This is a genomic window from Colwellia sp. PAMC 21821, from assembly GCF_002077175.1.
GTDB lineage: Bacteria > Pseudomonadota > Gammaproteobacteria > Enterobacterales > Alteromonadaceae > Cognaticolwellia.
Genome location: NZ_CP014943.1, coordinates 1,081,401 through 1,108,001, shown reverse-complemented (window position 1 = coordinate 1,108,001; position 26,601 = coordinate 1,081,401). Strand labels below are relative to the sequence as shown.

22 protein-coding genes and 1 pseudogene are annotated in these 26,601 nt (G+C 39.9%); 20 read left to right on the top strand and 3 right to left on the bottom strand.

The window, feature by feature from the left end; translation table 11 throughout:
• The 14 genes and pseudogenes from flgC (at window position 1) to fliD (ending at window position 16,799) form a co-directional block, all read left to right on the top strand.
• Window positions 1–419, top strand: a pseudogene (flgC, locus tag A3Q33_RS04620) (flagellar basal body rod protein FlgC).
• 18 nt (window positions 420–437) lie between these two features.
• Window positions 438–1,127 (top strand): flagellar hook assembly protein FlgD, encoded by a 690-nt coding sequence (locus A3Q33_RS04615; RefSeq protein ID WP_081178927.1) that lies wholly within the window; start codon window positions 438–440, stop codon window positions 1,125–1,127.
• 29 nt (window positions 1,128–1,156) lie between these two features.
• On the top strand, window positions 1,157–2,536 hold the full coding sequence (gene flgE / locus A3Q33_RS04610; protein WP_081178926.1) for a flagellar hook protein FlgE: 1,380 nt from the start codon (window positions 1,157–1,159) through the stop codon (window positions 2,534–2,536).
• 883 nt (window positions 2,537–3,419) lie between these two features.
• Window positions 3,420–4,163, top strand: coding sequence for a flagellar basal-body rod protein FlgF (gene flgF / locus A3Q33_RS04605; RefSeq protein WP_081178925.1), 744 nt, complete (start codon window positions 3,420–3,422; stop codon window positions 4,161–4,163).
• Between the two features lie 20 nt (window positions 4,164–4,183).
• Window positions 4,184–4,972: a flagellar basal-body rod protein FlgG gene (gene flgG, locus A3Q33_RS04600; RefSeq protein ID WP_081148659.1), complete on the top strand. Its 789-nt coding sequence runs from the start codon at window positions 4,184–4,186 to the stop codon at window positions 4,970–4,972.
• A 16-nt stretch (window positions 4,973–4,988) separates the two neighbouring features.
• Window positions 4,989–5,696, top strand: a complete 708-nt coding sequence (gene flgH, locus A3Q33_RS04595) for a flagellar basal body L-ring protein FlgH (protein ID WP_081178924.1) — start codon at window positions 4,989–4,991, stop codon at window positions 5,694–5,696.
• Window positions 5,697–5,709: 13 nt separating this feature from the next.
• Entirely contained in the window at window positions 5,710–6,804 is a 1,095-nt protein-coding gene (locus A3Q33_RS04590) for a flagellar basal body P-ring protein FlgI (RefSeq protein WP_081178923.1), read from the top strand.
• A gap of 20 nt (window positions 6,805–6,824) precedes the next feature.
• Window positions 6,825–7,817: a flagellar assembly peptidoglycan hydrolase FlgJ gene (gene flgJ, locus A3Q33_RS04585; protein ID WP_081178922.1), complete on the top strand. Its 993-nt coding sequence runs from the start codon at window positions 6,825–6,827 to the stop codon at window positions 7,815–7,817.
• 52 nt (window positions 7,818–7,869) lie between these two features.
• Window positions 7,870–9,888, top strand: coding sequence for a flagellar hook-associated protein FlgK (flgK, locus tag A3Q33_RS04580; protein ID WP_081178921.1), 2,019 nt, complete (start codon window positions 7,870–7,872; stop codon window positions 9,886–9,888).
• A gap of 8 nt (window positions 9,889–9,896) precedes the next feature.
• Window positions 9,897–11,102, top strand: a complete 1,206-nt coding sequence (flgL, locus tag A3Q33_RS04575; RefSeq protein ID WP_081178920.1) for a flagellar hook-associated protein FlgL — start codon at window positions 9,897–9,899, stop codon at window positions 11,100–11,102.
• A gap of 308 nt (window positions 11,103–11,410) precedes the next feature.
• Window positions 11,411–12,898, top strand: a complete 1,488-nt coding sequence (locus A3Q33_RS04570) for a flagellin (protein ID WP_081178919.1) — start codon at window positions 11,411–11,413, stop codon at window positions 12,896–12,898.
• 330 nt (window positions 12,899–13,228) lie between these two features.
• Window positions 13,229–14,698 (top strand): flagellin, encoded by a 1,470-nt coding sequence (locus A3Q33_RS04565; protein WP_081178918.1) that lies wholly within the window; start codon window positions 13,229–13,231, stop codon window positions 14,696–14,698.
• A 167-nt stretch (window positions 14,699–14,865) separates the two neighbouring features.
• On the top strand, window positions 14,866–15,294 hold the full coding sequence (locus tag A3Q33_RS04560; RefSeq protein ID WP_081178917.1) for a flagellar protein FlaG: 429 nt from the start codon (window positions 14,866–14,868) through the stop codon (window positions 15,292–15,294).
• An 83-nt stretch (window positions 15,295–15,377) separates the two neighbouring features.
• Window positions 15,378–16,799 (top strand): flagellar filament capping protein FliD, encoded by a 1,422-nt coding sequence (gene fliD, locus A3Q33_RS04555; RefSeq protein ID WP_081178916.1) that lies wholly within the window; start codon window positions 15,378–15,380, stop codon window positions 16,797–16,799.
• A 239-nt stretch (window positions 16,800–17,038) separates the two neighbouring features.
• On the opposite strand, the gene A3Q33_RS04550 is transcribed toward fliD, so the two are convergent.
• The 3 genes from A3Q33_RS04550 to A3Q33_RS04540 form a co-directional block, all read right to left on the bottom strand.
• Window positions 17,039–17,407 carry a hypothetical protein gene (locus A3Q33_RS04550; protein ID WP_081178915.1) on the bottom strand — a complete coding sequence of 123 codons (369 nt, stop codon included), beginning with the start codon at window positions 17,405–17,407 and terminating at the stop codon, window positions 17,039–17,041.
• Entirely contained in the window at window positions 17,407–17,805 is a 399-nt protein-coding gene (fliS, locus tag A3Q33_RS04545) for a flagellar export chaperone FliS (protein WP_081178914.1), read from the bottom strand. Before fliS ends, A3Q33_RS04550 begins: the two co-directional genes overlap by 1 nt.
• Window positions 17,806–17,877: 72 nt before the next feature.
• Window positions 17,878–18,162: a hypothetical protein gene (locus tag A3Q33_RS04540; RefSeq protein ID WP_081178913.1), complete on the bottom strand. Its 285-nt coding sequence runs from the start codon at window positions 18,160–18,162 to the stop codon at window positions 17,878–17,880.
• A 480-nt stretch (window positions 18,163–18,642) separates the two neighbouring features.
• Here A3Q33_RS04540 and A3Q33_RS04535 point away from each other — a divergent pair, with 480 nt between their 5' ends.
• The 6 genes from A3Q33_RS04535 to fliG all read left to right on the top strand — a co-directional run bounded on the left by A3Q33_RS04535 (window position 18,643) and on the right by fliG (window position 26,596).
• Entirely contained in the window at window positions 18,643–20,121 is a 1,479-nt protein-coding gene (locus A3Q33_RS04535; protein ID WP_081182297.1) for a sigma-54 interaction domain-containing protein, read from the top strand.
• Window positions 20,122–20,688: 567 nt separating this feature from the next.
• On the top strand, window positions 20,689–21,891 hold the full coding sequence (locus A3Q33_RS04530) for a sensor histidine kinase (RefSeq protein ID WP_081182293.1): 1,203 nt from the start codon (window positions 20,689–20,691) through the stop codon (window positions 21,889–21,891).
• Window positions 21,878–23,218, top strand: a complete 1,341-nt coding sequence (locus tag A3Q33_RS04525) for a sigma-54-dependent transcriptional regulator (RefSeq protein ID WP_081178912.1) — start codon at window positions 21,878–21,880, stop codon at window positions 23,216–23,218. Before A3Q33_RS04530 ends, A3Q33_RS04525 begins: the two co-directional genes overlap by 14 nt.
• A 216-nt stretch (window positions 23,219–23,434) precedes the next feature.
• Window positions 23,435–23,779 (top strand): flagellar hook-basal body complex protein FliE, encoded by a 345-nt coding sequence (gene fliE / locus A3Q33_RS04520; protein ID WP_081178911.1) that lies wholly within the window; start codon window positions 23,435–23,437, stop codon window positions 23,777–23,779.
• 47 nt (window positions 23,780–23,826) lie between these two features.
• Window positions 23,827–25,551 (top strand): flagellar basal-body MS-ring/collar protein FliF, encoded by a 1,725-nt coding sequence (gene fliF / locus A3Q33_RS04515; protein WP_081178910.1) that lies wholly within the window; start codon window positions 23,827–23,829, stop codon window positions 25,549–25,551.
• The gene (gene fliG, locus A3Q33_RS04510; protein ID WP_081178909.1) at window positions 25,544–26,596 is read left to right on the top strand and encodes a flagellar motor switch protein FliG; all 1,053 of its coding nucleotides are present in this window, start codon (window positions 25,544–25,546) and stop codon (window positions 26,594–26,596) included. Before fliF ends, fliG begins: the two co-directional genes overlap by 8 nt.
• Window positions 26,597–26,601 lie beyond the last annotated feature (5 nt).

Below are 26,601 nucleotides of genomic sequence, written 5' to 3'. Positions count from 1 at the left end.
ATGAGCCTATTTAATGTATTTTCTATATCTGGTTCGGGTATGAGCGCACAGTCTGTTCGCTTAAATACTACGGCTAGTAATATTGCTAACGCTGATAGTGTTAGCAGTAGTATCGATCAAACATATCGTGCACGCCATCCAGTTTTTGCCGCTGAGATGCAAAAAGCTGCCGGTGGACAAAATGAGTCGGTTGGTGTTCAGGTACTGGGTGTTGTTGAAAGTAACAAACCCCTTAATATTGAATATGCCCCGACCACCCTATGGCCGATGGTGAGGGCTATATTTACAAGCCGAACGTAAATGTTATTGAAGAAATGACTAACATGATTTCTGCTTCTCGTTCATATCAAACCAATGTGCAAATAGCGGAGTCAGCAAAAAGTATGCTAACTAAAACGCTAACACTTGGTCAACGCTAAGGTTAAATAGGAACTATCATGGAAACTGTATCTGGCTCTAGCCCATTAGACAATATTCGTTGGCAACAGGAAAACAGCACTCCTGAGGCTGAAGAAAATCGGGGAATGCTAACGCAAGCAGATTTTTTCGCGTTGCTCACTCAAGAATTGTCGAATCAAGACCCGACCAAGCCGGTTGAAAACAATGAGATGATTTCTCAAATGACCGCTTTCTCGACCACAGATGGCGTAACAAAGCTAAACGATCAATTTACCAACTTTGCCGCATCAATGTCGTCAAGCCAAGCCTTGCAAGCTTCATCCCTTGTTGGTCGTAGCGTGTTAGTGGAAGACAACGTATTTGGTATGGAAGAAGGTCAGTCAGTAAAAGGTAAGTTAGTCACTGACCAACCGGCAAGTAATGTCAATATTTACGTAGAAAACGTTGCCGGTGAAATTATTCAAACAGTGCCAGTGGGTAACGTAGCTTCGGGTGAATTTACCTTCACTTGGGACGGACAAGGCTCCAATGGTGAGCCAGCGCCTGAAGGAGCATATCGTTTTCGTGTTGCCGGCTTAGTTGAAGGCAATGCATCAGAATTGCAAGCGATGACTTATCGTAAAGTCGACAGCGTCACTTTGGCCGGTAGCGGTGGAAGTATTTTATTAAACCTTAATGGTGGTAGCACCATGAAACTTTCAGATGTAGTAGAAGTTTCTCAAGGTTAAGCAAACAGTTTTTTATATGAGGTGAAATTATGTCATTTAATGTAGCGTTGAGCGGATTAAACGCAGCTCAGAAAGATTTGGATGTAACATCCAACAACATAGCCAATGTCAACACTGCTGGCTTTAAAGAATCACGTGCAGAGTTTGTCGACGTTTATGCGGCTTCGCTTTTATCTTCGGGCAAAACTAAAGTCGGTGACGGTGTTTTGACGTCAGAAGTAGCACAGCAGTTTTCACAAGGTAGTATCAAGTTTACTAATAACTCGTTAGATTTGGCGATTACCGGCAACGGATTTTTTGCCACGGTTCCAGAGTTAAATAGCTTAGAAACCTCATATACCCGAGCAGGTCAGTTTAAACTGAACCAAGACAATTTTATTGTTAACTCACAAGGTGGTCATTTGTTAGGTTTCCCGGTGAATGCCGACGGTACATCTGCTTCAGTAAGCTTAAGTACGGCTGAGCCTATTCGTATACCGACAGCCTCAGGTGCGCCACAAAAATCATCAGAAGTTGATATAAGAATGAATTTACCTGCGGGCGACTCTTATATTTCATCAGCACCTGGTAATTTTGACCCTGAAGATCCATTAACATTTAATCACTCAACGTCGGTGACAATATTCGATTCGTTAGGTGATAGTCATATTATGACTTATTACTTTATTAAAGATGATCCTGCTGCTAATCCAAATGAGTGGATGCTTTTTGCTTCTGTTGATGGCAAGCCTATTGACTTGGTTGATCCTGCTGGCGATGGTAACACGAACCCCGTTGGTGGAGCTGTATCAGGTCCTTTATCGGCAAGCGGTGGTTTGACTGGCGCTAGATTGATATTTGATTCTTCAGGCGATTTTCAGTCTCAAATACCAGCGGATGCCTTTGGTGGTATTACCACTAGAGACTTTGCTAACCATTTGCCTAACGGTGCAGACACATCACAAACGATTCAAATTGATTTTAACCTAGATCCCTTAGGTCCTAATCCAAATGAGCCAACTCAGTTTGCTTCTAACTTTGAAGTAACTTCTCTGCAGCAAGATGGTTTAGCTGTTGGCCGATTAACCGGTATTGATATTGGTACTGATGGTTTAGTCAGAGCAACATATAGTAATGGTACTTCTGAACCATTATCACGAATTGCGATGGTAAACTTTGCCAATGAGCAAGGCTTGCAACAGGTGGGTAATACCGGTTGGAAAGAGAGCATTACTTCAGGTATAGCGTTAGCGGGTGAGGGCGGTTCTGGTACTTTTGGTACGATAAACTCTTCAGCTTTAGAGCAGTCGAACGTAAACTTAACGTCAGAATTGATTGATTTAATCTCGGCGCAACGTAACTTCCAAGCGAACTCGCGAGCACTTGAAGTTGATAATCAACTAAACCAAACTATTCTACAAATTCGTTAATTTAAATAGACGATAATTGTACGAAGCTTAAGGATTAATCAATTAGTCCTAAAAATTTAAAGCCAGATAATCAAATATTGATATCTGGCTTTTTTATGTTCAGGCCGTTCCTAGCCATCCATGGCTTCACGGCATTAGTGCATCTCGGTAATTGCTCCTGCATTACTCTAATGACTTACATCCCTGTAAGAACATGCACGTCGATGAACGGTATGCTGCGATCACATGGCCGTTCCTAGCCATCCATGGCTTCACGGCATTAGTACATCCATGCACGTCGCCGTTCCTTGCCGTCCATGGCTTCACGGCATTAGTGCATCTCGGTAATTGCTCCTGCATTACTCTAATGACTTACATCCTTGTAAGAACATGTACGTCGATGTGAAAGAGCAGCGATGTCCAGGCCGTTCCTAGCCATCTCGGTAATTGCTCCATGCATTACTCTAATGACTTACATCCCTGTAAGAACATGGCTTCATGGCATTAGTGCATCTCGGTAATTGCTCCTGCATTACTCTAATGACTTACTTCCCTGTAAGAACATGCACGTTGCCGTTTCTAGGCATATTACGGTTTTGGTGTTTTTAATGCATTTTAATTTTTTGACGGTATAAATACCGACCTACAACGATCAATCGCTAAGCTTTATTTAGGTATCTCTAAACTTTATTTAGGTGTTGTAGGCTGCTTTATCTTCTTTGTACCACCGGGCTTCAGCCCATCAATTTGATTTCATGCTTTATTTATCCTAATAGTGTGTTTTTTGACTTAATTACGACCAGCAAAAAGCCATTCAACTTATACATAACATTGCCCTTCTTAATTTTCTGGCACTTTATTTGCAACACTTCAAATATGATTAATATTAAGGGTGAATTTCATTATGGATAAGTTGCTGTATATCGCCATGAGTGGCGCGAAGCAAAACATGCAAGCCTTATCAGTGAATGCTAATAACCTCGCTAACGCCAAAACTACAGGCTTTAAAGCTGATTTAGCTAATGCTAGGGCAATGCAGGCTTTCGGTGAAGGTATGCCTACTCGGGTGTTTTCAATGACCGAGCGTGCAGGCCAAAACTTTGACAGTGGCGCTTTATTAAGTACTGGGCGTGATCTTGATGTCGCAATTCAAGGTGAAGGTTGGCTAGCGGTTCAAACTAAAGATGGCAATGAAGCTTATACCCGAAATGGTCAGTTAAAATTAAACGATAACGGGGCACTTGAAACATCAAGAGGTGATCTGGTTATTGGTGACAGAGGGCCTATTTTCTTACCATTACCCATTAGTAAACTTAATATTTCTGCTGACGGTACCATTATGGTTCAGCCTGAAGGTGCACCGAGTAATGTTCAAGAAGAAGTTGGCAGAATTAAATTTGTTAACCCAGACAATCGCTTGCTAGAAAAAGGCAGTGATGGCCTATTTCGTCGTAAAGACGGCAATAATGAGCCGGCTGATATCACGGTAAAAGTAGCGAGTGGCTCATTAGAATCAAGTAACGTAAACCCTATCAGTGAAATGACCGATATGATCGCGCTGCAGCGTCAATTTGAAATGCAGTTAAAAATGATGAAAACTGCCGAAGAAATTGATTCAAGTGCAGCATCATTATTACGAGCGTTCTAAATAAATTTTTGAGGTGATGTATGAACCCAGCATTATGGATTAGTAAAACAGGCTTAGATGCGCAAACAAAAGAAATTGCGGTTATATCTAACAACTTGGCGAACGCCAGTACTATTGGTTTTAAAAAGAGCCGTGCGGTATTTGAAGATTTACTTTATCAAAATATTAACCAACCCGGTGGTCGTTCAGCGCAAGATACTGAAATGCCGTCAGGGTTAATGTTAGGTGCGGGCACGAAAGTGGTGGCAACACAAAAAATTCATACCCAAGGTGACATGCTTAATACCGATAATGCCTTGGATCTGATGATTCAAGGTGAAGGTATGTTTGAAATTTTAATGCCTGACGGATCTTCTGCCTATTCACGCAACGGTCAGTTTACCATGGATGAAGAAGGCAACGTTGTTACACCGGGCGCAGGTTATCTATTACAACCGCAAGTTACCGTGCCTGAAGATGCCTTAAGTATCATCGTTTCACAAGACGGTGAAGTTTCTGTTACTTTGCAAGGCCAAGCTGAACCTGCCGTGGTTGGACAAATTAATACCGTTAATTTTATTAACCCGACCGGTTTAGAGCCTATTGGGCAAAACTTATATGTTGAAACGTCAGTCAGTGGTGCGCCACAAGAAGGTGTTCCGGGCTTAGAAGGTTACGGTCTATTAGTGCAAGGTGCGCTAGAAACCTCCAATGTTAATACCACTGAAGAGTTGGTTAACCTAATTGAAAGTCAGCGTGTTTATGAAATGAACTCGAAAGTTATTTCAGCCGTTGACCAAATGCTTAGCTACATTAATCAGCAATTATAAAGTTGAGGAAGGTATCATGAAAGGCAAACAATCTTCTTTACTACGCACCTTCTTTACGGTGAGCATAGTTGCAATATTATTTACTGGTTGTGCCAGTATTGAACAGGCAAAAACAATGCCTAATGACCCAGATTTTGCGCCTATTTTGCCGGAAATGGAGGATAAACCTTTAGTGCCAACAGGCTCACTTTTTAACATCAACTATGTAAATAATATCTATTCAGACTCTAAAGCACATCGAGTTGGTGATATTATTTCAGTAATTTTAAGTGAAAGCACACAAGCGAATAAAAATGCAAAAACTGAGTTGAAAAAAGCCAATAACGCAGCGCTTAATCCTATTACGGGTATTGGTGGCGCGGCGATAAATTTCAACAACAAAGCATTACAGTTTGGTTATGACCAATCGTCAAATTTCAAAGGTGACTCAAAAGCTGATCAGAGCAATAGCTTAGCCGGCAATATTTCTGTTCATGTTTTAAGAGTTCTCCCCAATGGTAATTTGATGATCCGTGGCGAAAAATGGATGTCATTGAACAATGGTGATGAATACATTCGCTTAACAGGCATAGTTCGCTCGCAAGACATCAGCTCAGATAACACAGTTACCTCTAGTAAAGTGGCTAACGCTCGTATTGAATATGCCGGAACCGGCACCTTTGCTGACGTGCAAGAGCAAGGCTGGTTGTCGAAGTTTTTCAATAGTTCATGGTGGCCTATTTAAGTAGGATAATATAATGAAAAAATATTTAGTGAGTTTAGCGCTGTTAACTGCTCTGGTTTTGTTACCTGAAGCAAGTGCCCAGCGTATTAAAGATTTGGCTGATGTAGCGGGTGTACGCAGCAACCAATTAATAGGTTATGGTTTGGTTGTAGGTTTGCCGGGTACGGGCGAACAAAGCCCTTTTACTGAGCAAAGTTTTAAAACCATGTTAAGTAACTTTGGCATTAAAATGCCGACGAACTTAAAACCAAAAATTAAGAATGTTGCTGCCGTAGCCGTGCATGCAGAATTACCGGCTTTTTCAAAGCCAGGTCAAAAAATTGATGTTACGGTGTCATCAATGGGCAGTGCGCAAAGCTTGCGTGGTGGTACATTAATCCAAACTATTTTAATGGGGCTAGACGGTAATGCTTATGCTGTTGCTCAAGGCAGCTTAATTGTAAGTGGCTTAGGCGCTGAAGGGTTAGATGGCTCAAAAGTCATTGCCAACACCCCAACAGTAGGTCGTATAGCTAATGGTGCTATGGTTGAGCGTGAAGTGTTATCACCTTTTACCTCTGGTGATCATATTACATTTAACCTCCACAATGCTGATTTCACTACCGCAAAACGTCTTTCAGACACCATTAACAACTTAATTTCTGGTTCTGCACGCGCAATTGATGCTGCATCAGTGCAAGTTACAGCCCCGAGAGATGCCGCAGATCGCGTTAGCTTTTTGGCAACTTTAGAAAATTTAGAGTTTGAACCAGGCACACCATCAGCAAAAATTATTGTTAATTCACGCACAGGTACCATCGTTATTGGTGCTGATGTTCGCCTGCTACCAGCAGCGATAACGCATGGTGGTATAACCGTAACCATTAATGAAGTTGAAGCCGTTTCCCAACCTAATGCATTTGCCGCTGGCGAAACCGTGGCGACCAATCAATCTATTATCGATGTTAAGCAAGACGACTCACGTATGTTTGTTTTTGACCCCGGTGTAACTTTAGATGCCTTAGTACGCGCTATCAACCAAGTTGGCGCAGGTCCTGGCGATGTAATGGCAATTTTAGAAGCCTTAGATCAAGCCGGCGCTTTACGCGGAGATTTGATCATTATTTAAATAATGATCAAAATAAACTTATGACAACACGTATTGCAGACGCACAAAACTTTTTAGACGTTAACGGTTTAAATTCGATCCGCCAAGACGCGAAATCGGGTGACAAAGCCAGTAAAAAAGATGCTCTAGAACAAGCGGCTAAGCAGTTTGAAGCTATTTTTATGCAAATGCTGATGAAAAGCATGCGTAAAGCGCAAGCAGTGTTGGAGTCTGATAGCCCACTTAATTCAGAGTCGACAAAGTTTTATCGTGATATGCATGATCAACAAATGTCGCTCGAATTGTCTAATAATGGTGCTTTAGGTCTTGCACCGCTAATCGTTCGCCAACTTGGCGGCGACAGTGAAAACTTTACGCCTCATACAATATTACGCAGTGACGGCAATCTTGATAGTCGTGGCAGTGTTCGTATTAGCGAACCGTCATTGGTCAACACCGTAAGTTTAGTCAAAGACTCGTCAGCACATCAGGATCCTAGTAAAGATCGTCAAACAAATGGCTCAATGGCAGCCCAAGCATCGAACATGCTGCAAAGCCCTACATTTACAGAGCCAAAAGATTTTGTTACTGCCTTAACCGCCGACGCCAAACGTGTGCAAGAAAAAATTAATGTGCCGTTTGAAGTCGTTATTGCCCAAGCCGCGTTAGAAACTGGCTGGGGTCAAAAAATAATTAAAACCGACTCAGGCGAAAGCTCAAATAATTTATTTAACATTAAAGCCGATAGCCGCTGGGCTGGTGAGAAAACCCATAAAGAAACCTTAGAGTTTGAAAATGGCGCTATGGTGAAGAAACGTGAGCCTTTTAGGGTGTACGACTCTATCGGACAAAGCGTTAATGACTACGTGAATTTACTTACCCAAAGTGAGCGCTACCAAGGCGCTTTAGAAAAATCTACAGATGTGGAGCAATTTTTGCATAACCTACAGAGTGCTGGTTATGCTACCGACCCAAATTACGCTAAAAAGATAATGGGGACACTTCGGACAGTAACTGGCTTATTAAATAAATAAGACTACCGATAATTTCGCTGTTGAAATTAAGGTTACTGTAGGAGTTTAGGTCATGTCGATTAATCTGTATCAAACTGGTGTAAGTGGTTTACTGTCCGCGCAGCAACAGTTAGCGACTACAGGACATAACATTGCTAACGTTAATACCGAAGGTTATACCCGCCAGCGTACAGAGCAGGGTTCAGCGGTTGGAAATTATAATGGTGGTAATTTTGTTGGCTCTGGTACTTATGTTCAAGACATAACACGCCTCTACGATCAATTTTCTTATAAAGAACAATTACTCAATAAAAGTAACTTGGGTAATGCTGATTCAATTAGTTTAGACCTTAACCAATTAAACGAAATAATGTCATTTTCCAGTGAAGCTATTGGTGGCTCTATAGATCGTTTTTATCAAGCGGTTAATGGCATAGCCGACAATCCAAATGACCTTGGCTTACGTAATATTGCCCTTAGCCAAGCTACCGTACTCGCAAAAGACTTTAACAGTTTAAATTACAATTTAGACCAGCTAGAAAAGTCGACTAACGGCGAAATAGAGCAAATGGCGAGTAAAATTTCGCAAATCTCGCTTGATTTAGCCAAAATTAATGAACAAATATTACAGAATAAAGATTTAAATCTAACTGGCCAACCGAATGATTTATTAGATAAACGTGATCAACTTGTTAATCAACTGGGCGAATATACCTCAGTTCATACCATTGAAGATACGCATGGGGTAATGACCGTGATGATCGGCAATGGCGCAACGTTGGTTGCCGGTATTACGCCTTTAACGGTAAGTGTGGAAGCGGGTGACCCTGATGCATTACAAACAAAATTACAGCTAAATAGCCGTAACGGTAAAGTCGCACTCGATGCGTCTAAACTCGGCGGTGCAATTGCCGCTAAAATTGAATACCGTGATGAACATGTGGCAAAAGCGCGCAGCGAGCTTAATCGTTTAGCGATGGCCGTTTCAGAAACATTAAATCAATCACAAGCCAAAGGGCTCGATTTAAATGCTAAACAGGGTTTAGATATTTTTACTGATATTAATGCCACTAATCTACAAAATTCACGGGTTTTAGCATCGTCAAAAAATACCGGTACTGTGCAGGCTGGCATTAATATAACCGATGTTTCTTTAGTGCCCGCGAATGATTTTACCATTAAATATGATGGTACAGACTACATCATGACGAATGCTCAAAACGGTTCGACGACAACATTAGTTGCTTCGTCTCCTGGTGTTTATCCAACAGATTATGGTTTTGAGTTTAAGGTTAACTCAGGCACACCAAGCACTGATGATCGCTTTACCCTGCGACCCACAGAAAATAGCGCCGCATTAATGAAGGTAACGCTTAGCGATCCTAAATCCATAGCCGCTAGTTCGGCGATTGGAATAGAAGCAGATGAAAATAATGTCAGTAATGGCGCTGTCAGTATTATAAATGTGGCGGATCCGGAAGTCGCTCGTTCATACACCGATGGTACCAATGCCAATATAGTTGTTGATGTTTATAAAGAAACACCGCCAGGGGATTTTGTATATCGAGTTTATGATGCTGCTAATCCACCTCTTCCTCCACCTGCGCCTTCGTCAACTTTGGCCGATGGTCGATTTTTCGCAGGAGCCACTGCCGTTATTGATATGCCACCAGCGCCTGCCACTGCTGCATTTCAAATTGAAATAGCAGGTTTACCGGAAGGGCAAGGTGCACTAGCGCGTGAAAAGTTTACTATCTCAGATGCTTTTGGCTCTGGTAACGCTAATAACGCCAGTTTAATGGCGGCAACGCAAGAGCAAGGAATTTTAGGTGGAGGCAAACAAACATTTAGCCAAGCATTAGCAACGGCAACAGCAGAAGTAGGCTCGAATGCAAGTACGGCTGAGCTCGTTGCTGATACCGCGCAAGCATTGTTTACCCAAGCCTATAACCGTAATCAATCTAATTCAGGGGTAAACCTTGATGAAGAAGCGGCGAACTTATTGAAATATCAACAAGCCTACCAGGCGTCGTCACAGATAATATCCGTGGCAAATACCATTTTTGATACCTTATTAGCGGTCTCTAGATAGGAGTTATTATGCGCGTTTCAACAGCACAATTTTATATGCAAAGTAGCAAGCAGATGTCTAGCCAACAATCGAGTCTTAACGAGCAGGTTAGTCATATTTCAACAGGTAAACGCGTTGTTACCGCTAAAGATGATGCCGTAGCGTATGGCACACTAGCAGGTTATAAAAATGACCTGGCCAATATTGATAAATATCAACGTAATATTATCCAAGCAGAAAATCACAATAGTTTAATTGATACTTCGCTATCCAATGCTGAAGATATTATGAATGAATTAAGAGATTTAATGCTACAAGCCAATAATGGTGTGTATTCAGCAGATGATCTGGCGTCAATCGGTCAGCAAGCGAGTCAGGCTTTACAACAAATTCTTGACATCGCTAACACTAAAGATGAATCAGGCAGTTATGCTTTTGCCGGTTATCAAATAGATGATGCACCATTTGTATTGCAGGCAGATAACTCAGTGACCTATCGTGCCGATAATGGTGTTAGGGAGCTACAAATAGCAAAAAATGTGTCGATTGCGACTAATCAAAGTGGTGAAAAAGTTTTCGAAAAAGTGCCAAACGCTATTGGTGACTTTTCGGCTATTTATAATATCAATACCTCAGGTTTAGGTGTTGAAAGCGCCGTGGTCGCAGATCCAAGTAATTATGATAGATCAGCAAACCCTGCAGACTTTACGATTAACTTCACTACAGCCTCTGACTTAACGGTGACAGACGGTGCTGGCAATGTAACTAATATTAGCGGTTACACAGCAGGGCAAACCATTGCCTTTAATGGTATTGAGGTTAAGTTAAGCGGCAATCCATTGCCGGGAGATAGCTTCACATTAACCCCTGAACAAAATATTGGTGTTTTTGACACGATAAAGTCAGCTATTGACTGGATTAACAATAAAGCCGGCGCAGGTGAAGACCCGCAAGTTCAGGTTGATTTTAATCAAATTCTTGAACAGTTAAGCGATTCTATGAATCACCTAACTTCTCGTAGAGCAGAGTCAGGTATTAACTTACAAGTTATCGACCGTCAAAAAAGTAATCATTTAGACACTGAGCTGTATTTGGCGTCAGGGCGTTCGTCAATTGAAGACCTTGATATTGCCGCCGCTATATCGACCTTTGAGCAATCTAAAGTGGCGCTACAAGCGGCTCAACAGACCTTTACACAAGTGCAGGGCTTGAATTTATTTAATTATATTAGGTAACGTTTTTTAATAATATTTGCAATTTAAATTGAATAATTAAACATATTGCTCAATTTTGGTACAGATGTTGCTTTTATCTAACTAAGAAAACATAAAACTGGCGGTTTAAGATATTAACTCTTTTATCGCAAACCTGGCTGTTAAGGCCAATGAAGTCCAAATACATTGCATAAGTTGTTTTAGCAATTATAAGTTTTCGCAATTATAAATATGGGCTGAAACAAATAGTGTTGGAAGTTTGACTACATAAAGCAAACCACCTAACGCATAACAATGTTAAATATAATTTAAATTCTTAGGAGTCTATCATGGCCTTATCAGTAATAACTAACACGGCATCATTGAATGCCCAACGTAACTTGACTAGGTCTGGTGAAGGTCTAGCAACTTCTATGGAACGCTTATCATCAGGCATGCGTATAAATAGTGCCAAAGATGACGCGGCAGGTTTGCAAATATCAAATCGATTAACCTCTCAAATTAATGGTTTAGGTGTCGCCCAACGTAATGCCAACGACGGAATTTCGATGGCGCAAACTGCTGAAGGCGCGATGCAAGAGTCAACCAACATACTGCAACGTATGCGTGATCTTGCTTTACAATCTGCCAACGGTTCAAACTCTGTCACTGACCGTGAAGCACTGCAAAAAGAAGTTTCTCAATTACAAACTGAATTAACGCGTATTGCTAATACAACATCTTTTGGTGACCAGAAATTAATAGATGGTTCTTTTGGTACTAAATCATTCCAAGTAGGTGCTAACGCCAATGAAACCATCGAATTAGGATTAGGTAGTACTAAAGCGTCCGAAATTGGTACAAAACGATTTGATTTGAGTGGTGCTACAGCAGGCTTAGGTGAAGCTAGTGTGGCAGCTACAGCAGCTACAGCAGCAACAAATGGTAACGGTGTTGCTGCTTCTAGTATAGATATTACCGGTAAAAGTGGTACAGCAGTTAACGTTTTAACAACGGCTGGTGCTTCAGCATCAAGTATAGCTGATTCAATTAATGATGTTACATCAACAACAGGGGTAACCGCTGACGCAAAAAGTCAAGTTCAACTAACTGGCTTAACCGCAGGCGGTGCATTATCGTTTGAATTAAATGGCTCTGTTATTGCTGCTAACCCAGTCTCGACTTCTGATTATGCATCAATTTCAACTGCAATAAATGAAAAATCAGGTTCAACGGGGGTAAGTGCTACCCTAACCGAAACTGGAACACTGGTATTAACTGATGAGTCAGGTGCGGATATTAAGATTGACGATTTTAAGTCAAGCGGGAATATTGTTGCTACTGGCCTTAATTATGACTCTTCAGCAACAGGCTCTACGGCAATAACATTGGCTGGAGCAGGTACTACAAATTCTACCGTGATAGCGGGTACTATTCGCTTAGATTCAACAGCATCATTTGCTGTAACTTCTAATGATGCAACATTAGGTGCAGATACCGCAGTACATGTTTCTGCCAGTATCAATGTTGATAGTGTGAATTTAAGGACTCAGGGAGGCGCGCAAAGCTCAATAGATGTTATTGATAGTGCTATATCACAAATTGACGCTCAACGAGCAACATTAGGTGCAATTCAAAACCGTTTTAGCCATACTATTAGTAATTTAGCGAATATACAAGAGAATGTATCAGCATCACGAAGCCGTATTCAAGATACCGACTTTGCTGTTGAAACAGCTAACTTGACTAAAAACCAAATATTACAACAAGCAGGTACGTCAATTTTAGCGCAAGCGAATCAAATACCGCAAGCAGCAATAAGTTTACTTGGAGGCTAGTACTTCCGAGTGATTCATTCTCTAACGAACCTGTCTAAAGGCGTGTAGTTAATGGCGTAAATCATAGATATAAGTAAATGTAAAAAAAGGCTGAACAGACTGTTCAGCCTTTTTTTTATTAATTTTATAACGTTTAAGTATTTGTTTTTCATGATGTTTTTATTTACTGTTTTGATGTTTTGTGATTATTTATCTTTTTTTAAATAAAAAGGTTAAAGTTATTTTTTAAGCGGCCGTTACCATTATTAGAACGGGAGCTTGATGAATTATCTAAAGCACCTGATTAACTAACTAACCAATATATTACCCAGTGTAATTAGGAGTTTTATCATGGCTTTATCAGTAATCACAAATACCGCATCATTGAATGCTCAACGTAACTTATCTAGCTCAAGTGAGAGCCTAGCAACTTCAATGCAACGTTTATCATCAGGTATGCGTATTAACAGCGCAAAAGATGATGCTGCTGGTCTACAAATATCAAACCGTTTAACGTCTCAAATTAATGGTTTAGGTGTTGCACAACGAAATGCCAATGACGGTATTTCAATGGCACAAACAGCTGAGGGTGCAATGCAAGAGTCAAGCAGTATACTACAACGTATGCGTGACTTGGCATTGCAATCAGCTAACGGTTCAAACTCAGCGGCTGACCGTGAAGCATTACAAAAAGAGGTTGGACAACTTCAAACTGAATTAACACGTATTGCAGAGACTACTTCGTTTGGTGATACATCTTTATTAGATGGTAACTTTGGAACGAAGTCGTTCCAAGTTGGAGCTAACGCTAACGAAACTATTTCACTAGGTTTAAGTAGTGTTAAAGCGGTAGATATTGGCACCAAACGTTTAGACTTGGCGGGTGATACTGCTGGTTTTGGTGAAGCGGGTGCAGCTGCTCCAGCTTCTGGAGCTAACGGTGTTACTGGAGGTAACCTTTCAATTACAGGTAAAAGTGGTGCAGCAGTTATAGCTGTAATAGGTGCTGGTGCTTCAGCGGCTTCAGCTGCAGATTCAATTAATGCCAAATCAGATAAAACAGGCGTTACTGCCGATGCAAGAACCCAAGCACAATTATCTGGTTTTACAGCGGGCCAAATGTCATTTGAACTTAATGGCTCTGTGATTTCAGCTAATGCAGAAACTAATGATGATTTTGCATCAATTGCAACCGCAATAAATGAGAAGTCTGGCTCTACGGGTGTTTCAGCAACAGTGACTGATTCTGGCGTAGTGCTTACCGATGAGACCGGTAAAGATATTAAAATTGATAACTACCTTTCTGCAACTGGAGATATGGATGTTAACGGTATGGAGTACGATGGAACCCTTGGTGGTACTACTACTACATTAACTGGTGCTACAGCTACAACAGACTCTACTACAATAGGTGGTTCAGTACGTCTTAATTCAACAGCTACTTTTTCTGTAACGGCTCCTGATGCCACCGTTGCAGGTGCAGCAGGTACAGAAACTTCAAAGGCGATTAATGTTGATAAGGTTGATTTAGCCACACAAGACGGAGCACAAAGTGCGTTAGCTATTATTGATGGTGCTATTGCTCAAATAGATTCACAAAGAGCTGACTTAGGTGCTATTCAAAACCGTTTTGGACACACAATTAGTAACTTATCTAATATTCAGGAAAACGTATCAGCGTCACGTAGTCGTATCCAAGATACTGATTTTGCGGTAGAAACAGCTAACTTGACTAAGAATCAAATCTTGCAACAAGCAGGTACGTCAATCTTGGCACAGTCTAACCAATTACCACAAGCGGCATTAAGCTTGTTAGGTTAGGCCTCGAAACTCACACTAACATTTAGCAGTATGTTAGTAGCATAAGTTAAGGAAGAGGCAGAACACCTCTTCCTTTTTGTGTTTTATAGTTAATGAAGTTTGCATCTTAAAATGGTCTCAACAAGCATAATACTCTAGACTGTATAAAGGTGATAAAGGAGTCAAAGATGAATGTATCTAACGCCGTCAATACCTCTGTTAATTCAAACAATTCAACAACTGTTGAATTACTAAGCGGCAAAGCTGAACGCTCAGAATTGAATAAACAAAATGTTATAAAACAGAATGAAAGTGATTTAGCTAACCAAGCTGTTATCGCTAAAAATGAAAATAAAGCCAATGTAAATGAGGCAAGTAAAGCCATTGCGATAACGCCTGAACAGTTAGAGAAAGTGGCGCAACAATTGCAAGAATTTATGGGTAAAATGAATCGAAGCTTAGAGTTTTTAGTGGATAAAGATTCAGGTCGAGATGTTATAAAAGTGCTTGATAAAGGTACGGGTGAATTAGTTAAGCAATACCCGTCAGAAGAAATACTCACATTAATTTCTAAATTATCAAACGCAACAGGTAATTTAATCGATACTGAAATATAACGGCTATTGATACTTATATTAATGAGTGCTTTTTATTAAAGAAGACTTTTAAGTAGTGTAACCCGAGAGAGAATGGTGAAATTATGGTTGATATTGCATTTACTGGTATTGGATCAGGTATACAAGTTTCTGAAATTGTTGACGCAATTGTTGGTGCAGAACGCGCGCCATTTGAAACCAGTTTAAACCGTAGACAAGCCCAAATCACTACTGATATTTCTGCGGTAGGTGCTCTTAAAGGCTCACTTGAAAGTGTTATTGTTTCAATTGAAGGTTTAGCTGACGCCGATAAATATCAACAAAAAATTACCAGCGGCTCTGATAATTTTGTGTCATTAACTAGCACAAAAAGTGCTGAGGTTGGTAGCTACTCTATAAAGGTTGATCAAATAGCCAGTGCTCATAAACTTGTTTCCGATGCCTTTAGTAGTAGCGAAGCTGTTGGTGAAGGTACCATGACTTTATCTTCAGGCTCAGAAAGTTTTGATATTGACGTATCAAGTACAGCAACGCTTAGCGATATTCGTGATGCAATTAACGACAGTGCAGATAATACTTCAATGACGGCTACTATTATCACGGATGATAGCGGACAGCACCTGGTTTTAACAAGTAAAGAAACCGGCCTTGACAATGCAATAACAGTAACCGTTGCCGAAGTAGCGCAGACTGGTGATCTTTTCGGCCCCGATAATACTGACTTAGTAGGACTATCCCGCTTAGCTTATGATACTGGTGCAACAAATCTAACAGAGGTTCGTGAGGCTAAAGACGCACAAATAACAATCGATGGCACGTTAGTTGTTACTAATAGCACGAACGAGTTTACAGATGCTATTGACGGTATAACCGTTACAGCTAAGAAAGTACATGATCTTGACGATGATATTAGTAATGCTAGCGTTACTGAGAATAATAATAACATTAAATCAGGACTTGAGTTGTTTATTAAAACCTACAATGACTTTGTTGATCTTAGTGGTCAACTAGGACAAGTAGGCTTAGAAGGTACAGGTGCTCTTGCTGGCGACTCGCTGTTGCGTGGTGTAATAAGCAAGGTACGTCAAGAGTTAAGTGCATCTTTTACTAGTCGTGGTAATGAAACACTGACCTTAAACCAATTAGGTGTTCATACTGATCGTTATGGTAAGTTAAGTTTAGACAGTGAAGAACTAGATGAACAAATCAAAAAGGATGTTGATGGAGTTCAAAACTTCTTTGTTGGTAGTGATAGTAAACCAGGCTTTGCAGCATCATTAAAAAACCTTACTGAGTTTTACACCGAATCTGATGGTATTATTCAAGGACGTATTGACAGTAAGAATAAACAATTAACTAAGTTAGACGATGAACGTGTTGAGTTTACAAGACGTATTGATTCACTAGAAGCACGTTTATTTGCACAATATAACGCGATGGATTTATTAGTCGCTAACCTCAATGCTACGAGCAGCTACTTACAGCAACAATTAGATAACTTACCTGGTGTTGTGAAGAAAAGTTAGCCAATAATACAAAAATTAATAAAATTATAACTGGTAGCAAACTAATATTTTTAGAATTTTAAGGAAAAATTTAATATTTCCTTGTTTTAATTTAATTTAATTTAAGTTGAGTCATTTACCCTGCACATATGTCGAAATATGGTATGAAATGATACTGAAGGACTTTGATTAAAGCGATTGGTTCAAGAGCTTAGGTTAAGAAAAAATTTTATGTAACAGCTTAATTTAAAGTTTGTAGCTCACAGTTTTTGGTATTGATTAATTGCCTTTTTATTTTGCTTTAATGTTAAAATTTTCCCTTTCGCAGATTGTAATGTTCGCTTAACTTTCTCGAGAATTTCATTATCGAGTTCTTTTACAGATTGAAGTTTTATTTTATGTAATTGCAACTCTTCGCTACTAAAATCTGCAAATAATTGATGGATCTTCTCTTCTCTAACCTTAATTAACCCTAGTAGGTTTGATTTCTTAACTGAGTTAATATCTTCTTGATCGGCTGATAAATCTGCTAACTTTTCTCCTTCCACATCAGACGCATCTAAGAGCTTAAGTAAGGTTTGAGATACGTCAATAACATGGTTTAAAACCTCAACGGCACTTAAAGCCACTAGAAGCTTACCTTTTGTTGATTTTCAAGCGGTATATCAGCCCAACCAGATTTTATAGGAATAAGTATTTGCGCGACTTCATTGAGTTTATCAATATCGTTATTAATACTTGCATCGAGGAGTTGCTCTATACAATAGCTGTAAAGAGAAGCTAGATTAGCTGAAATTTCTCCACCTTGCTTAAAATCAAGCGATGCTTCTAAAACACCAATAATAGCGATAGCATTTGATAACTCAGTACCTTTTTTAGCGTAATTTTTTTGCGTAATTGCGCCTTTTGCTGTGGCTATATTATCAAGTAATTTTTGAAATAGCATCGCAACCAACTGATAAGGCGTAGCTTCTTGAGCGGCACTCTTGTTTACTTGTTGATATTTTTTTAATGACGCGTGAGTCATAGATACCTCCAGTATTAATACAATAACTTTATTATATTAAAATACACTAAATTTAAAATTGTGCGATATAAATTAGATTAAAGCTTGGTTGTTAATAGTAACAGCAAACCCTTCGCTTTTGGCTTTTTCGTAGGCAGCTGCCAATACTTCGTGTTCAATATGGCTTGGGTCTTCAACAACACCATTATTGATAACTTCAATATTGTCCCAACCACGGGTGACTAAGTAGTCTTCTATTTGAGCAAGCTGATCTTCAAGCGGCATATGTAATGAAAACATATTGAACTCGTATCTGTCACCTTTATTAAAACTGTTGCTGTTGTTCATAAGCTCAGCGGTACCGTTGATAATTAACATGGGATCTTCCTATTAAAATTTAATTTAGCGTTAACTTAAGCATAGTGCTTACTGTTAAGCTTATTTCATGCCACTTTTTAGCTCACAGTAATAATTAATCAGTATTTTGCTGAAATATAAAAAATTATCTCACTGTGTAATTACCTACTTTACTCAGCTCATTGTGATTAAAGCTCACTGCTAGATTTTTGACATCGATTAAATCATGGTCTTATTGGCCGAGGTGTTTTTAGTGCTCAAGCCATTTTGTCTGCTTACTATATATCGGCAGGTTTGAATATTGCTTTAACTGACAAAAAAATGACATGGCAGTGTCAATTTTTTGTTGATTAATCGCAACAGCAAGTTAATAATAGAGAAAAGGTATAATAATAAATGATTTGTCAGTGCGCTTTGCAAAGAAGTAACAATAAAACAGTAATAGCAAAGTAATTGTAAAGTAATGACAAAAATACAGCGACAAAAATGCAAGGGCATAATATGCAAGGGCAAAAACATATTCTAGTCGTCGATAACGACGCTGCAAGACGCCATCAAATAGAAACCGTTTTAGCCTTTGTGGGTGAACATTTTCACGTTTTTTCAGAATCTGAAATTGATAAACATTTAACTGATATCCCTCATATTCTTAATATTATTTTATGCGGCGATATCTCCCCAAAGTTACAAGATGTTATTAAATCAAACCCAACATACCCATTTATCTATCACGATGTTATTGATAAAAAACAGCTTAGTGGCTACGTCAATGTTATTGGTGAGTTAACTACACCGCTAAATTATGCGCAATTAACCGAGCTAGTGCATCACAGTCATCAGTATCACAACAACTTACCGTCAAAACGTGGTGCGAGTAGTCCTAGCTCATTATTTCGCTCTTTAGTGGGGACGAGCGAGCCTATGCAGCAAGTGCGGTTTTTAATAGAACAAGTTGCTTGTACTTCGGCTAATGTACTTATTTTAGGTGAGTCTGGTACCGGTAAAGAAGTTGTTGCACGAAATATTCATGATCTATCCGACAGAAGCAAAGGGCCATTTGTACCGGTTAACTGTGGTGCTATTCCTGCTGAGTTACTAGAAAGTGAATTATTTGGTCACGAAAAAGGCGCGTTTACTGGCGCTATTTCGACGCGAAAAGGCCGTTTTGAAATGGCAGAAGGGGGGACATTATTTCTTGATGAAATTGGTGATATGCCTCAACCCATGCAAGTAAAATTATTACGTGTATTGCAAGAGCGAACATTTGAGCGTGTGGGCGGTGCTAAAAGTTTAAAAGCTGACGTACGTATTATTGCCGCGACGCATCAGCACTTAGAAGATATGATTAAAACTAATCATTTTCGTGAAGATCTTTATTACCGATTAAATGTTTTTCCAATTGAAACACCCGCACTTAGAGAGCGAAAAGAAGATATTCCGCTCTTGTTGAAAGAGCTTATTTCAAGGTTTTCCGCTGAACAAGGGCAATCGGTGCGCTTTACTGATAAAGCTATTGAGTCGCTTAAAGAGCATCCTTGGGCTGGTAATGTGCGAGAATTGTCTAATTTAATTGAGCGCATGATTATTATGTTTGGTGAACAAGTGGTCAATGTTGGACAACTGCCATTAAAGTATCGCCACTTAGATGTAGATGATTATCAGCCGGAATATCCTGAAGAACTGCAAGAGCGAGAAGCGATTAATGAATTGTTCTCTGGGTTTGATTATGACGACGAAGACGATGATGAAGCCGAAGCCAGCACAGAAGATCATACCGCAGTAAATGGAAAAACAGTTGATGTACTGCCAAACGATGGCTTGAACTTAAAAGAGTATTTAGCTGAGCTAGAAATTTCATTGATTAAGCAAGCATTAGATAAAAATGATTGGGTTGTGGCGCGTTCTGCTGAGCTTTTAGATATGCGCCGAACCACTTTAGTGGAGAAAATGCGTAAATATAACCTCCATAAAGCCAGCTAATAAGCCCATGTAGGTTGGACTTTAGTCCATCAAGTTAAATGAAATTTACTATTGTTAGTGTAAATATTGATTTAAAAGATAATATTTAAAAAGGTATAGGTTAACGCCTAATATTAATCGTTCGCTACACGGTTGACGGACTGAAGTCCGACCTACAGGATAATTGCCCAACACAGCATTATCTGCTTTAAGCCCGTGTATGTTGGACTTTAATCCATCAAGTTAAATGAAATTTAACCGTATCAGAAAAAAACATCGAATTTCAGTGACTATACTGCATCTCATAAACTGCTCATTAAGTAGTCGGGTGACCAATGCCGACCTACCGTGTTCTGAGCACGAGACTTAAATCATGCTGAGTAGAATAAACCTCCATTCTTTAATAAAATGACAACACTTAAATTCGTATTTTGTTAGTTTTTTTCTGTTTTATTTTGCTTCAGCCATTTTATTGACGACGAAATATTAGTCAAAAAATTAACGTTAACTACTGAATAATATAGTTTTAATTGGTTGGCATAATTCATGCTTTGCTTGAGTGTACTTCTTTACTCGGGTGAAATTATTATGGCACTTGCCTATTCGACATCGACCAACTCTTCTTCAGCCAATCCTGTGCTGAATCGTGTATTAACTTCATTTGATGAGGTTAAGGTAAAACGCGATCATCCAAATCGATTAGAAAGCGAAAATTTCGCGGGTGAATTGGCGTTTTTACGTCAACAAAATAAACAACTTCAGCATGTTATTGATGTCATGCCAACCGGGATGATAATGCTCGATGGTAACGGCATTGTGGTGAAAATGAATGACACCGCACAACATTTACTTGATGAACCTATTTTAGGTCAGCCATGGTTTGATGTGATCAAGCGTTCATTTAAACCTAGAGCGGATGACTGGCATGAGGTTTCTTTAAAAGATGGTCGTCGTGTAAAACTAGAAATTACGACTTTAGGTGATCAGCCAGGACAGTTGATCATGATCACTGACTTAACTGAAACTCGACTTTTACAAGATAAGTTAGGCCAATTACAGCGGCTATCGTCTTTAGGACGTATGGTGTCTAAATTAGCGCATCAAATTCGCACACCTTTATCGGCTGCGATGTTATATGGCGCAAACTTACGTAACAAAAAGCTTAACGACGATGCGCGAGTGAATTTCCAAGATAAATTAATGCTGCGTTTGCATGACCTTGAGCAACAAGTTAACGATATGTTGTTATTCGCCAAAAGTGGCAATAAAGCGGTTGTTGAATCTGTGAATGTTAATCAGCTTATTGAACAAGCACAGCAAGCCATTGAGCCGCAAGTTAATCAAGCGGGTGCAAAAGTTAATTTATACTTTTGTCAGCAAGACTGTGAAATTTTAGGCAATGTAAGTGCGTTAACGGGCGCAATTCATAACTTAATTCACAATAGTTTATCGGTGATTAAAACCAATGCTGTTATTGATATTAGTGCCTATTGCCAAAGTAACTATGCCTATATTAGTGTCCGAGACAATGGTCCAGGTATCAGTGCAGAGCTGGCCGATAAAATATTCGAACCTTTTTATACTTCAAGAAGCCAAGGCACAGGTCTTGGGCTAGCCGTAGTAAAGTCAGTCACTAATGCTCATCAAGGCGAAGTTAGCTTGATAAGCCAACCAGGTGAAGGGGCACATTTTTGCATAAAAATACCGCTATTAGTTGGAGAGAGTTCGAACGCTGAAATGACTGAAAATGACGAAATTTTGTCTAAGGAGCTTAGCAATGAGCACAAGTAAAATCATGGTTGTCGAAGACGACGCTGGACTTAGAGAAGCACTTGTTGATACTTTGCTACTAGCGGGCTATCAATGTTTGGCAGTAGACTCAGGCGAAGACGCGCTGATAAAACTCAAATCGCATTCGGTCGACTTAGTGGTTAGTGATGTACAAATGGGTGGTATGTCTGGACTATCGCTATTAAAAAGTATTCGTAGTAATTATCCCAAACTACCGGTATTGATCATGACAGCGTATGGCACCATTGATGACGCTGTACAAGCTATGCGAGACGGTGCCTGTAATTATATGGCGAAACCTTTTGCGCAAGAAGTGTTATTAAATATGGTGAGTCAGTATGTACCGCTACAAGCAAATGACGGTTGCGATCCTGTTGTGGCAGACGCTCAAAGTCTTGAGTTACTTAAACTAGCCAAAAAAGTGGCCAATACTGAAGCTTCTGTTATGGTTTTAGGGCCAAGTGGCTCAGGTAAAGAAGTGTTAGCTCAATATATTCACAATTACTCACCACGAAGCCAAGCTCCTTTTGTCGCGATTAATTGTGCAGCTATTCCTGAAAATATGCTTGAAGCGACTTTATTTGGCTATGAAAAAGGTGCCTTTACTGGCGCAATTCAAGCCAGTCCAGGTAAATTCGAACAAGCACAAGGCGGCACTATTTTACTGGATGAAATTACCGAAATGGATTTAGGCTTGCAAGCAAAAATATTGCGAGTTTTACAAGAGCGAGAAGTAGAACGCATCGGTGGCCGTAAAACGATTAACCTAGATGTTAGGGTAATTGCCACCAGTAACCGCGATCTAAAAGATGCCGTGCAAGAAGGCATTTTTAGAGAAGATTTATACTATCGTCTCAATGTATTCCCATTAACATGGTTGCCACTTAATGAACGCCGAGATGATATTCTGCCATTGGCTACACATTTAATTTCGCGTATTTGTCAAAAAGATGGCAATGTTATTCCTGAATTCACTGTTGCTGCGCGCAGTAAATTATTGGCTTACGACTGGCCTGGTAATGTGCGTGAATTAGATAACGTTATTCAGCGAGCATTAATTCTACAAAGCGATCGTTGTATCGATGCGAATGATTTATTAATTGATAATTTCGAAACGCCTCAGGTTAAAAATGAGTCAGCTGAATCAGCAAAAGCTGACAAACTCGGCAGTGAACTTAAATTGCAAGAGCATCAAATAATATTAGACACATTACATGCTTGTCGAGGCAGTCGCAAAGATGTTGCTGAGCGTTTAGGGATCAGTCCACGCACCTTACGTTATAAAATTGCTCGAATGCGTGACAGCGGTATTCAAATCCCAATTTAAATCATTAAAATTGATTGAAAAACTAAAAAGTGACGTAATTTACGTCACTTTTTTTTGCGTGTTTTTTTGATGCTTTCTATATGATTTTATTTGGTTTATTTTATATTTTAAAGCGCGCCCATTGAGGCTTTTGTTAATATTTATTAGCTTGGCACTATGCTTGCTTTAATCATAGGTAATAGTAAGTAACAAGAAATTGACGCAAGCGAGATAGCCATGGATATTAAAACTAATTCTTTATACGCCCAAATGCAAAGCATGTCGATGGAAGCTATGGGGAATCGACTTCCCATAGGTGAAGAAAATGGTATGGGCACACCAGCGGTGAGTAAAGCCGGTGGTGACTTTGGTAGCTTGTTAAAAGACGCGATAAATAACGTCAATGAATTACAACAAGACTCGGGTGCAAAACGTACAGCGTTTGAACTCGGTGATCGCAGTGTTACTTTGGCAGATACTATGATTGCAGGGTCAAAAGCAGGAATCGCATTCGATGCGACCGTTCAAATCCGTAATAAGTTTGTTGAAGCTTATAAAGAAATTATGAGTATGCCGGTTTAGGCGCTCAGTTGATAAGAATAAAACGATAGTTACGCGGAGATAAATAAGTGGCCGATACAACAGACAATACAAATTTAATGTTAGCCGATGGTAACAATGATTTAGTTGCTAACGACGGTTCAGGTGATGCCGTTGGTGAACAAAAGTCAGGCTTAGCGGCTGCCATGGGTAATGTTGATTTTCTGCGTCAAATGACGATAGTTATCGCGCTAGCGATTTGTTTTGCTATTGCCATTTTTGTCATCATGTTAGCTAACCAACCGGAATATCGTTTTTTAACAAAATTGCCGACCGAGCAACTGATTAAAACAATGGACTTTCTTGACAGTAATAAAGTGGAATATCGACAAGAAAACAACACTATATCTGTTGAAAGTGATGAATACCAAAACGTTAAACTGATGCTGGCACGTGAAGGCTTAACTGATGCGCCTTCACAAGGCAGCGAAATTCTTATGCAAGATATGGGTTTTGGTGTGAGTCAGCGTTTGGAAAGTGAACGATTAAAGCATTCTAGAGAGCAACAACTCGCTCGCACAATTGAAGAACTAAAGTCGATTTCACGCGCTCGTGTATTGTTAGCTATTCCACGTGAAAACGTTTTTGCTAAACGTGAGAAAAACCCATCGGCAACCGTCGTGTTAACCTTGCAACGTGGTCGTTTATTGTCTGAAGAAGAAGTTGACGCCGTGGTTGATATTGTCGCATCAGCGGTACAAAATCTTAGTCCAAATCGTGTAACGGTGACCGATCAAAACGGCCGATTATTAAATTCTGGCTCACAAGACTCCGTTTCTTCACGTTCACGTAAAGAATTTGAAATTGAACAAAAGCGTGAAGCTGAATATATGAATAAAATCGATTCGATTTTAATTCCAGTTGTCGGATTAGGTAACTTTACCGCACAAGTTGACGTCGCGATGGACTTTACTAATACCGAAGAAACTCAACGTCGATATAATTCAGATTTACCCGCTTTGCGCAGCGAGATGAAAGTTGAAGATAATACTATAGGTGGATTACTTGGCGGTATTCCTGGTGCGTTAACTAATCAACCACCGCTTGATAGTAATATTCCAGAAGATGCGACAGGTAATGCTCAGCAACGCAGTATGCCGGGCCGTAAACATACAGAGTCGACTCGTAACTATGAACTCGACGAAGCTATTAGCTATACAAAACAACAAACTGGCGTTATTCATCGTATTAGTGTTTCGGTTGCTTTAGATTACCTACCCGGCGTTAATGCTGAAGGTGAACCTATGCCAACACCACGATCTGTGCAAGAAATGGCAAATATTCGTCGTTTATTGCAAGGCAGTATTGGCTTTAATTTACAACGAGGCGACTCATTAGACGTCGTTACTTTACCGTTTTCTCGTGCAGAAGTTATCGCAGTAGAAACCGTCCCATTATGGAAAGATCCAACGATTTATAAATATGCTAAATTGATTGGCGCGGTGATCTTAATTTCTATACTGTTTTTTGCCGTAGTACGTCCGATGTTGAAACGCTTAATTCATCCTGAACAAACCCCAAGTGACTACGGTGATAAGTCGCTTGATAGTCATATTGATTTGGGTGATGAGACCATGGATATGCTAACCGCTGAGTTTGATCCAGGCGCTGTTGGCTTCGCCCCTGATGGTAGTTTACAATTACCTGATTTACACCGTGATGAAGATGTATTAAAAGCCGTACGTGCATTAGTGGCAAATGAGCCAGAATTATCATCGCAAGTAGTTAAAAGTTGGTTGAACGAAGATGAGTGATGAAAATCAAGAACTAGCAACACAGCAGCCGTCTGGATTTGACGTCAATAAGCTTGATGGTGGCGAAAAAGCCGCGATTTTATTGTTAAGTCTTTCAGAAGAAGATGCTGCACAAATACTAAAACACTTAGAGCCGAAGCAGGTGCAAAAAGTGGGTATGATCATGGCCGGTATGGAAGATTTTACTCAACAAAAAATCACCGCTGTGCATAAGTTGTTTATCAACGAAATTCAAAATTTCTCGACTATTGGCTTCCAAAGTGAAGAGTTTGTGCGTAAAGCATTAACGGCGGCATTAGGCGAAGATAAAGCCGGTAACCTCATCGATCAAATTGTTATGGGTGGTGGTGCTAAGGGTCTTGATTCCTTGAAATGGATGGACTCTAAGCAGGTAGCGAATATTATTCGTAATGAGCATCCACAAATACAAACGATTGTTTTATCTTATTTAGATCCAGAACAGTCGGCAGAAATAATGACACAGTTCGCTGATAAAGTTCGCTTAGATCTTATGATGCGTATTGCCAATTTAGAAGAAGTTCAGCCGGCGGCATTACAAGAGCTAAACGAGATAATGGAGAAACAGTTTGCGGGTCAAGCAGGTGCACAAGCAGCGAAAATGGGTGGCTTGAAAGCAGCGGCAGATATCATGAACTACTTAGACACTAATGTTGAAGGCATGTTAATGGATTCAATTCGTGAACATGACGAAGAAATGAGCCAACAAATACAAGACTTAATGTTTGTCTTTGAAAACCTTGCCGACGTTGACGACAGAGGTATTCAAGCCATCTTAAGAGAAGTTCAGCAAGACGCGCTAATGAAAGCGATAAAAGGTGCTGATGAAGCCTTAAGAGAAAAAATTATGGCTAATATGTCTAAACGTGCAGCAGAAATGTTAGCCGATGACCTTGAAGCGATGGGACCGGTTCGCATTAGTGAAGTTGAAGCAGCACAAAAAGAAATTTTAGCCGTTGCTCGTCGCTTATCTGACTCAGGTGAAATTATGCTTGGCGGTGGTGGTGGTGGCGATGAATTCTTATAATCATA

What these genes read in the sequence shown, in the direction of transcription:
- A3Q33_RS04535 (WP_081182297.1), top strand. Translation starts at nt 18,643, where the DNA reads ATGCAAGGGCAAAAACATATTCTAGTCGTCGATAACGACGCTGCAAGA.
- A3Q33_RS04560 (WP_081178917.1), top strand. Translation starts at nt 14,866, where the DNA reads ATGAATGTATCTAACGCCGTCAATACCTCTGTTAATTCAAACAATTCA.
- flgH (WP_081178924.1), top strand. Translation starts at nt 4,989, where the DNA reads ATGAAAGGCAAACAATCTTCTTTACTACGCACCTTCTTTACGGTGAGC.
- fliE (WP_081178911.1), top strand. Translation starts at nt 23,435, where the DNA reads ATGGATATTAAAACTAATTCTTTATACGCCCAAATGCAAAGCATGTCG.
- A3Q33_RS04590 (WP_081178923.1), top strand. Translation starts at nt 5,710, where the DNA reads ATGAAAAAATATTTAGTGAGTTTAGCGCTGTTAACTGCTCTGGTTTTG.
- flgE (WP_081178926.1), top strand. Translation starts at nt 1,157, where the DNA reads ATGTCATTTAATGTAGCGTTGAGCGGATTAAACGCAGCTCAGAAAGAT.
- flgK (WP_081178921.1), top strand. Translation starts at nt 7,870, where the DNA reads ATGTCGATTAATCTGTATCAAACTGGTGTAAGTGGTTTACTGTCCGCG.
- A3Q33_RS04570 (WP_081178919.1), top strand. Translation starts at nt 11,411, where the DNA reads ATGGCCTTATCAGTAATAACTAACACGGCATCATTGAATGCCCAACGT.
- flgG (WP_081148659.1), top strand. Translation starts at nt 4,184, where the DNA reads ATGAACCCAGCATTATGGATTAGTAAAACAGGCTTAGATGCGCAAACA.
- A3Q33_RS04530 (WP_081182293.1), top strand. Translation starts at nt 20,689, where the DNA reads ATGGCACTTGCCTATTCGACATCGACCAACTCTTCTTCAGCCAATCCT.
- A3Q33_RS04565 (WP_081178918.1), top strand. Translation starts at nt 13,229, where the DNA reads ATGGCTTTATCAGTAATCACAAATACCGCATCATTGAATGCTCAACGT.
- fliD (WP_081178916.1), top strand. Translation starts at nt 15,378, where the DNA reads ATGGTTGATATTGCATTTACTGGTATTGGATCAGGTATACAAGTTTCT.
- fliG (WP_081178909.1), top strand. Translation starts at nt 25,544, where the DNA reads ATGAGTGATGAAAATCAAGAACTAGCAACACAGCAGCCGTCTGGATTT.
- flgL (WP_081178920.1), top strand. Translation starts at nt 9,897, where the DNA reads ATGCGCGTTTCAACAGCACAATTTTATATGCAAAGTAGCAAGCAGATG.
- flgJ (WP_081178922.1), top strand. Translation starts at nt 6,825, where the DNA reads ATGACAACACGTATTGCAGACGCACAAAACTTTTTAGACGTTAACGGT.
- flgF (WP_081178925.1), top strand. Translation starts at nt 3,420, where the DNA reads ATGGATAAGTTGCTGTATATCGCCATGAGTGGCGCGAAGCAAAACATG.
- A3Q33_RS04525 (WP_081178912.1), top strand. Translation starts at nt 21,878, where the DNA reads ATGAGCACAAGTAAAATCATGGTTGTCGAAGACGACGCTGGACTTAGA.
- fliS (WP_081178914.1), bottom strand. Translation starts at nt 17,805, where the DNA reads ATGACTCACGCGTCATTAAAAAAATATCAACAAGTAAACAAGAGTGCC.
- A3Q33_RS04540 (WP_081178913.1), bottom strand. Translation starts at nt 18,162, where the DNA reads ATGTTAATTATCAACGGTACCGCTGAGCTTATGAACAACAGCAACAGT.
- A3Q33_RS04615 (WP_081178927.1), top strand. Translation starts at nt 438, where the DNA reads ATGGAAACTGTATCTGGCTCTAGCCCATTAGACAATATTCGTTGGCAA.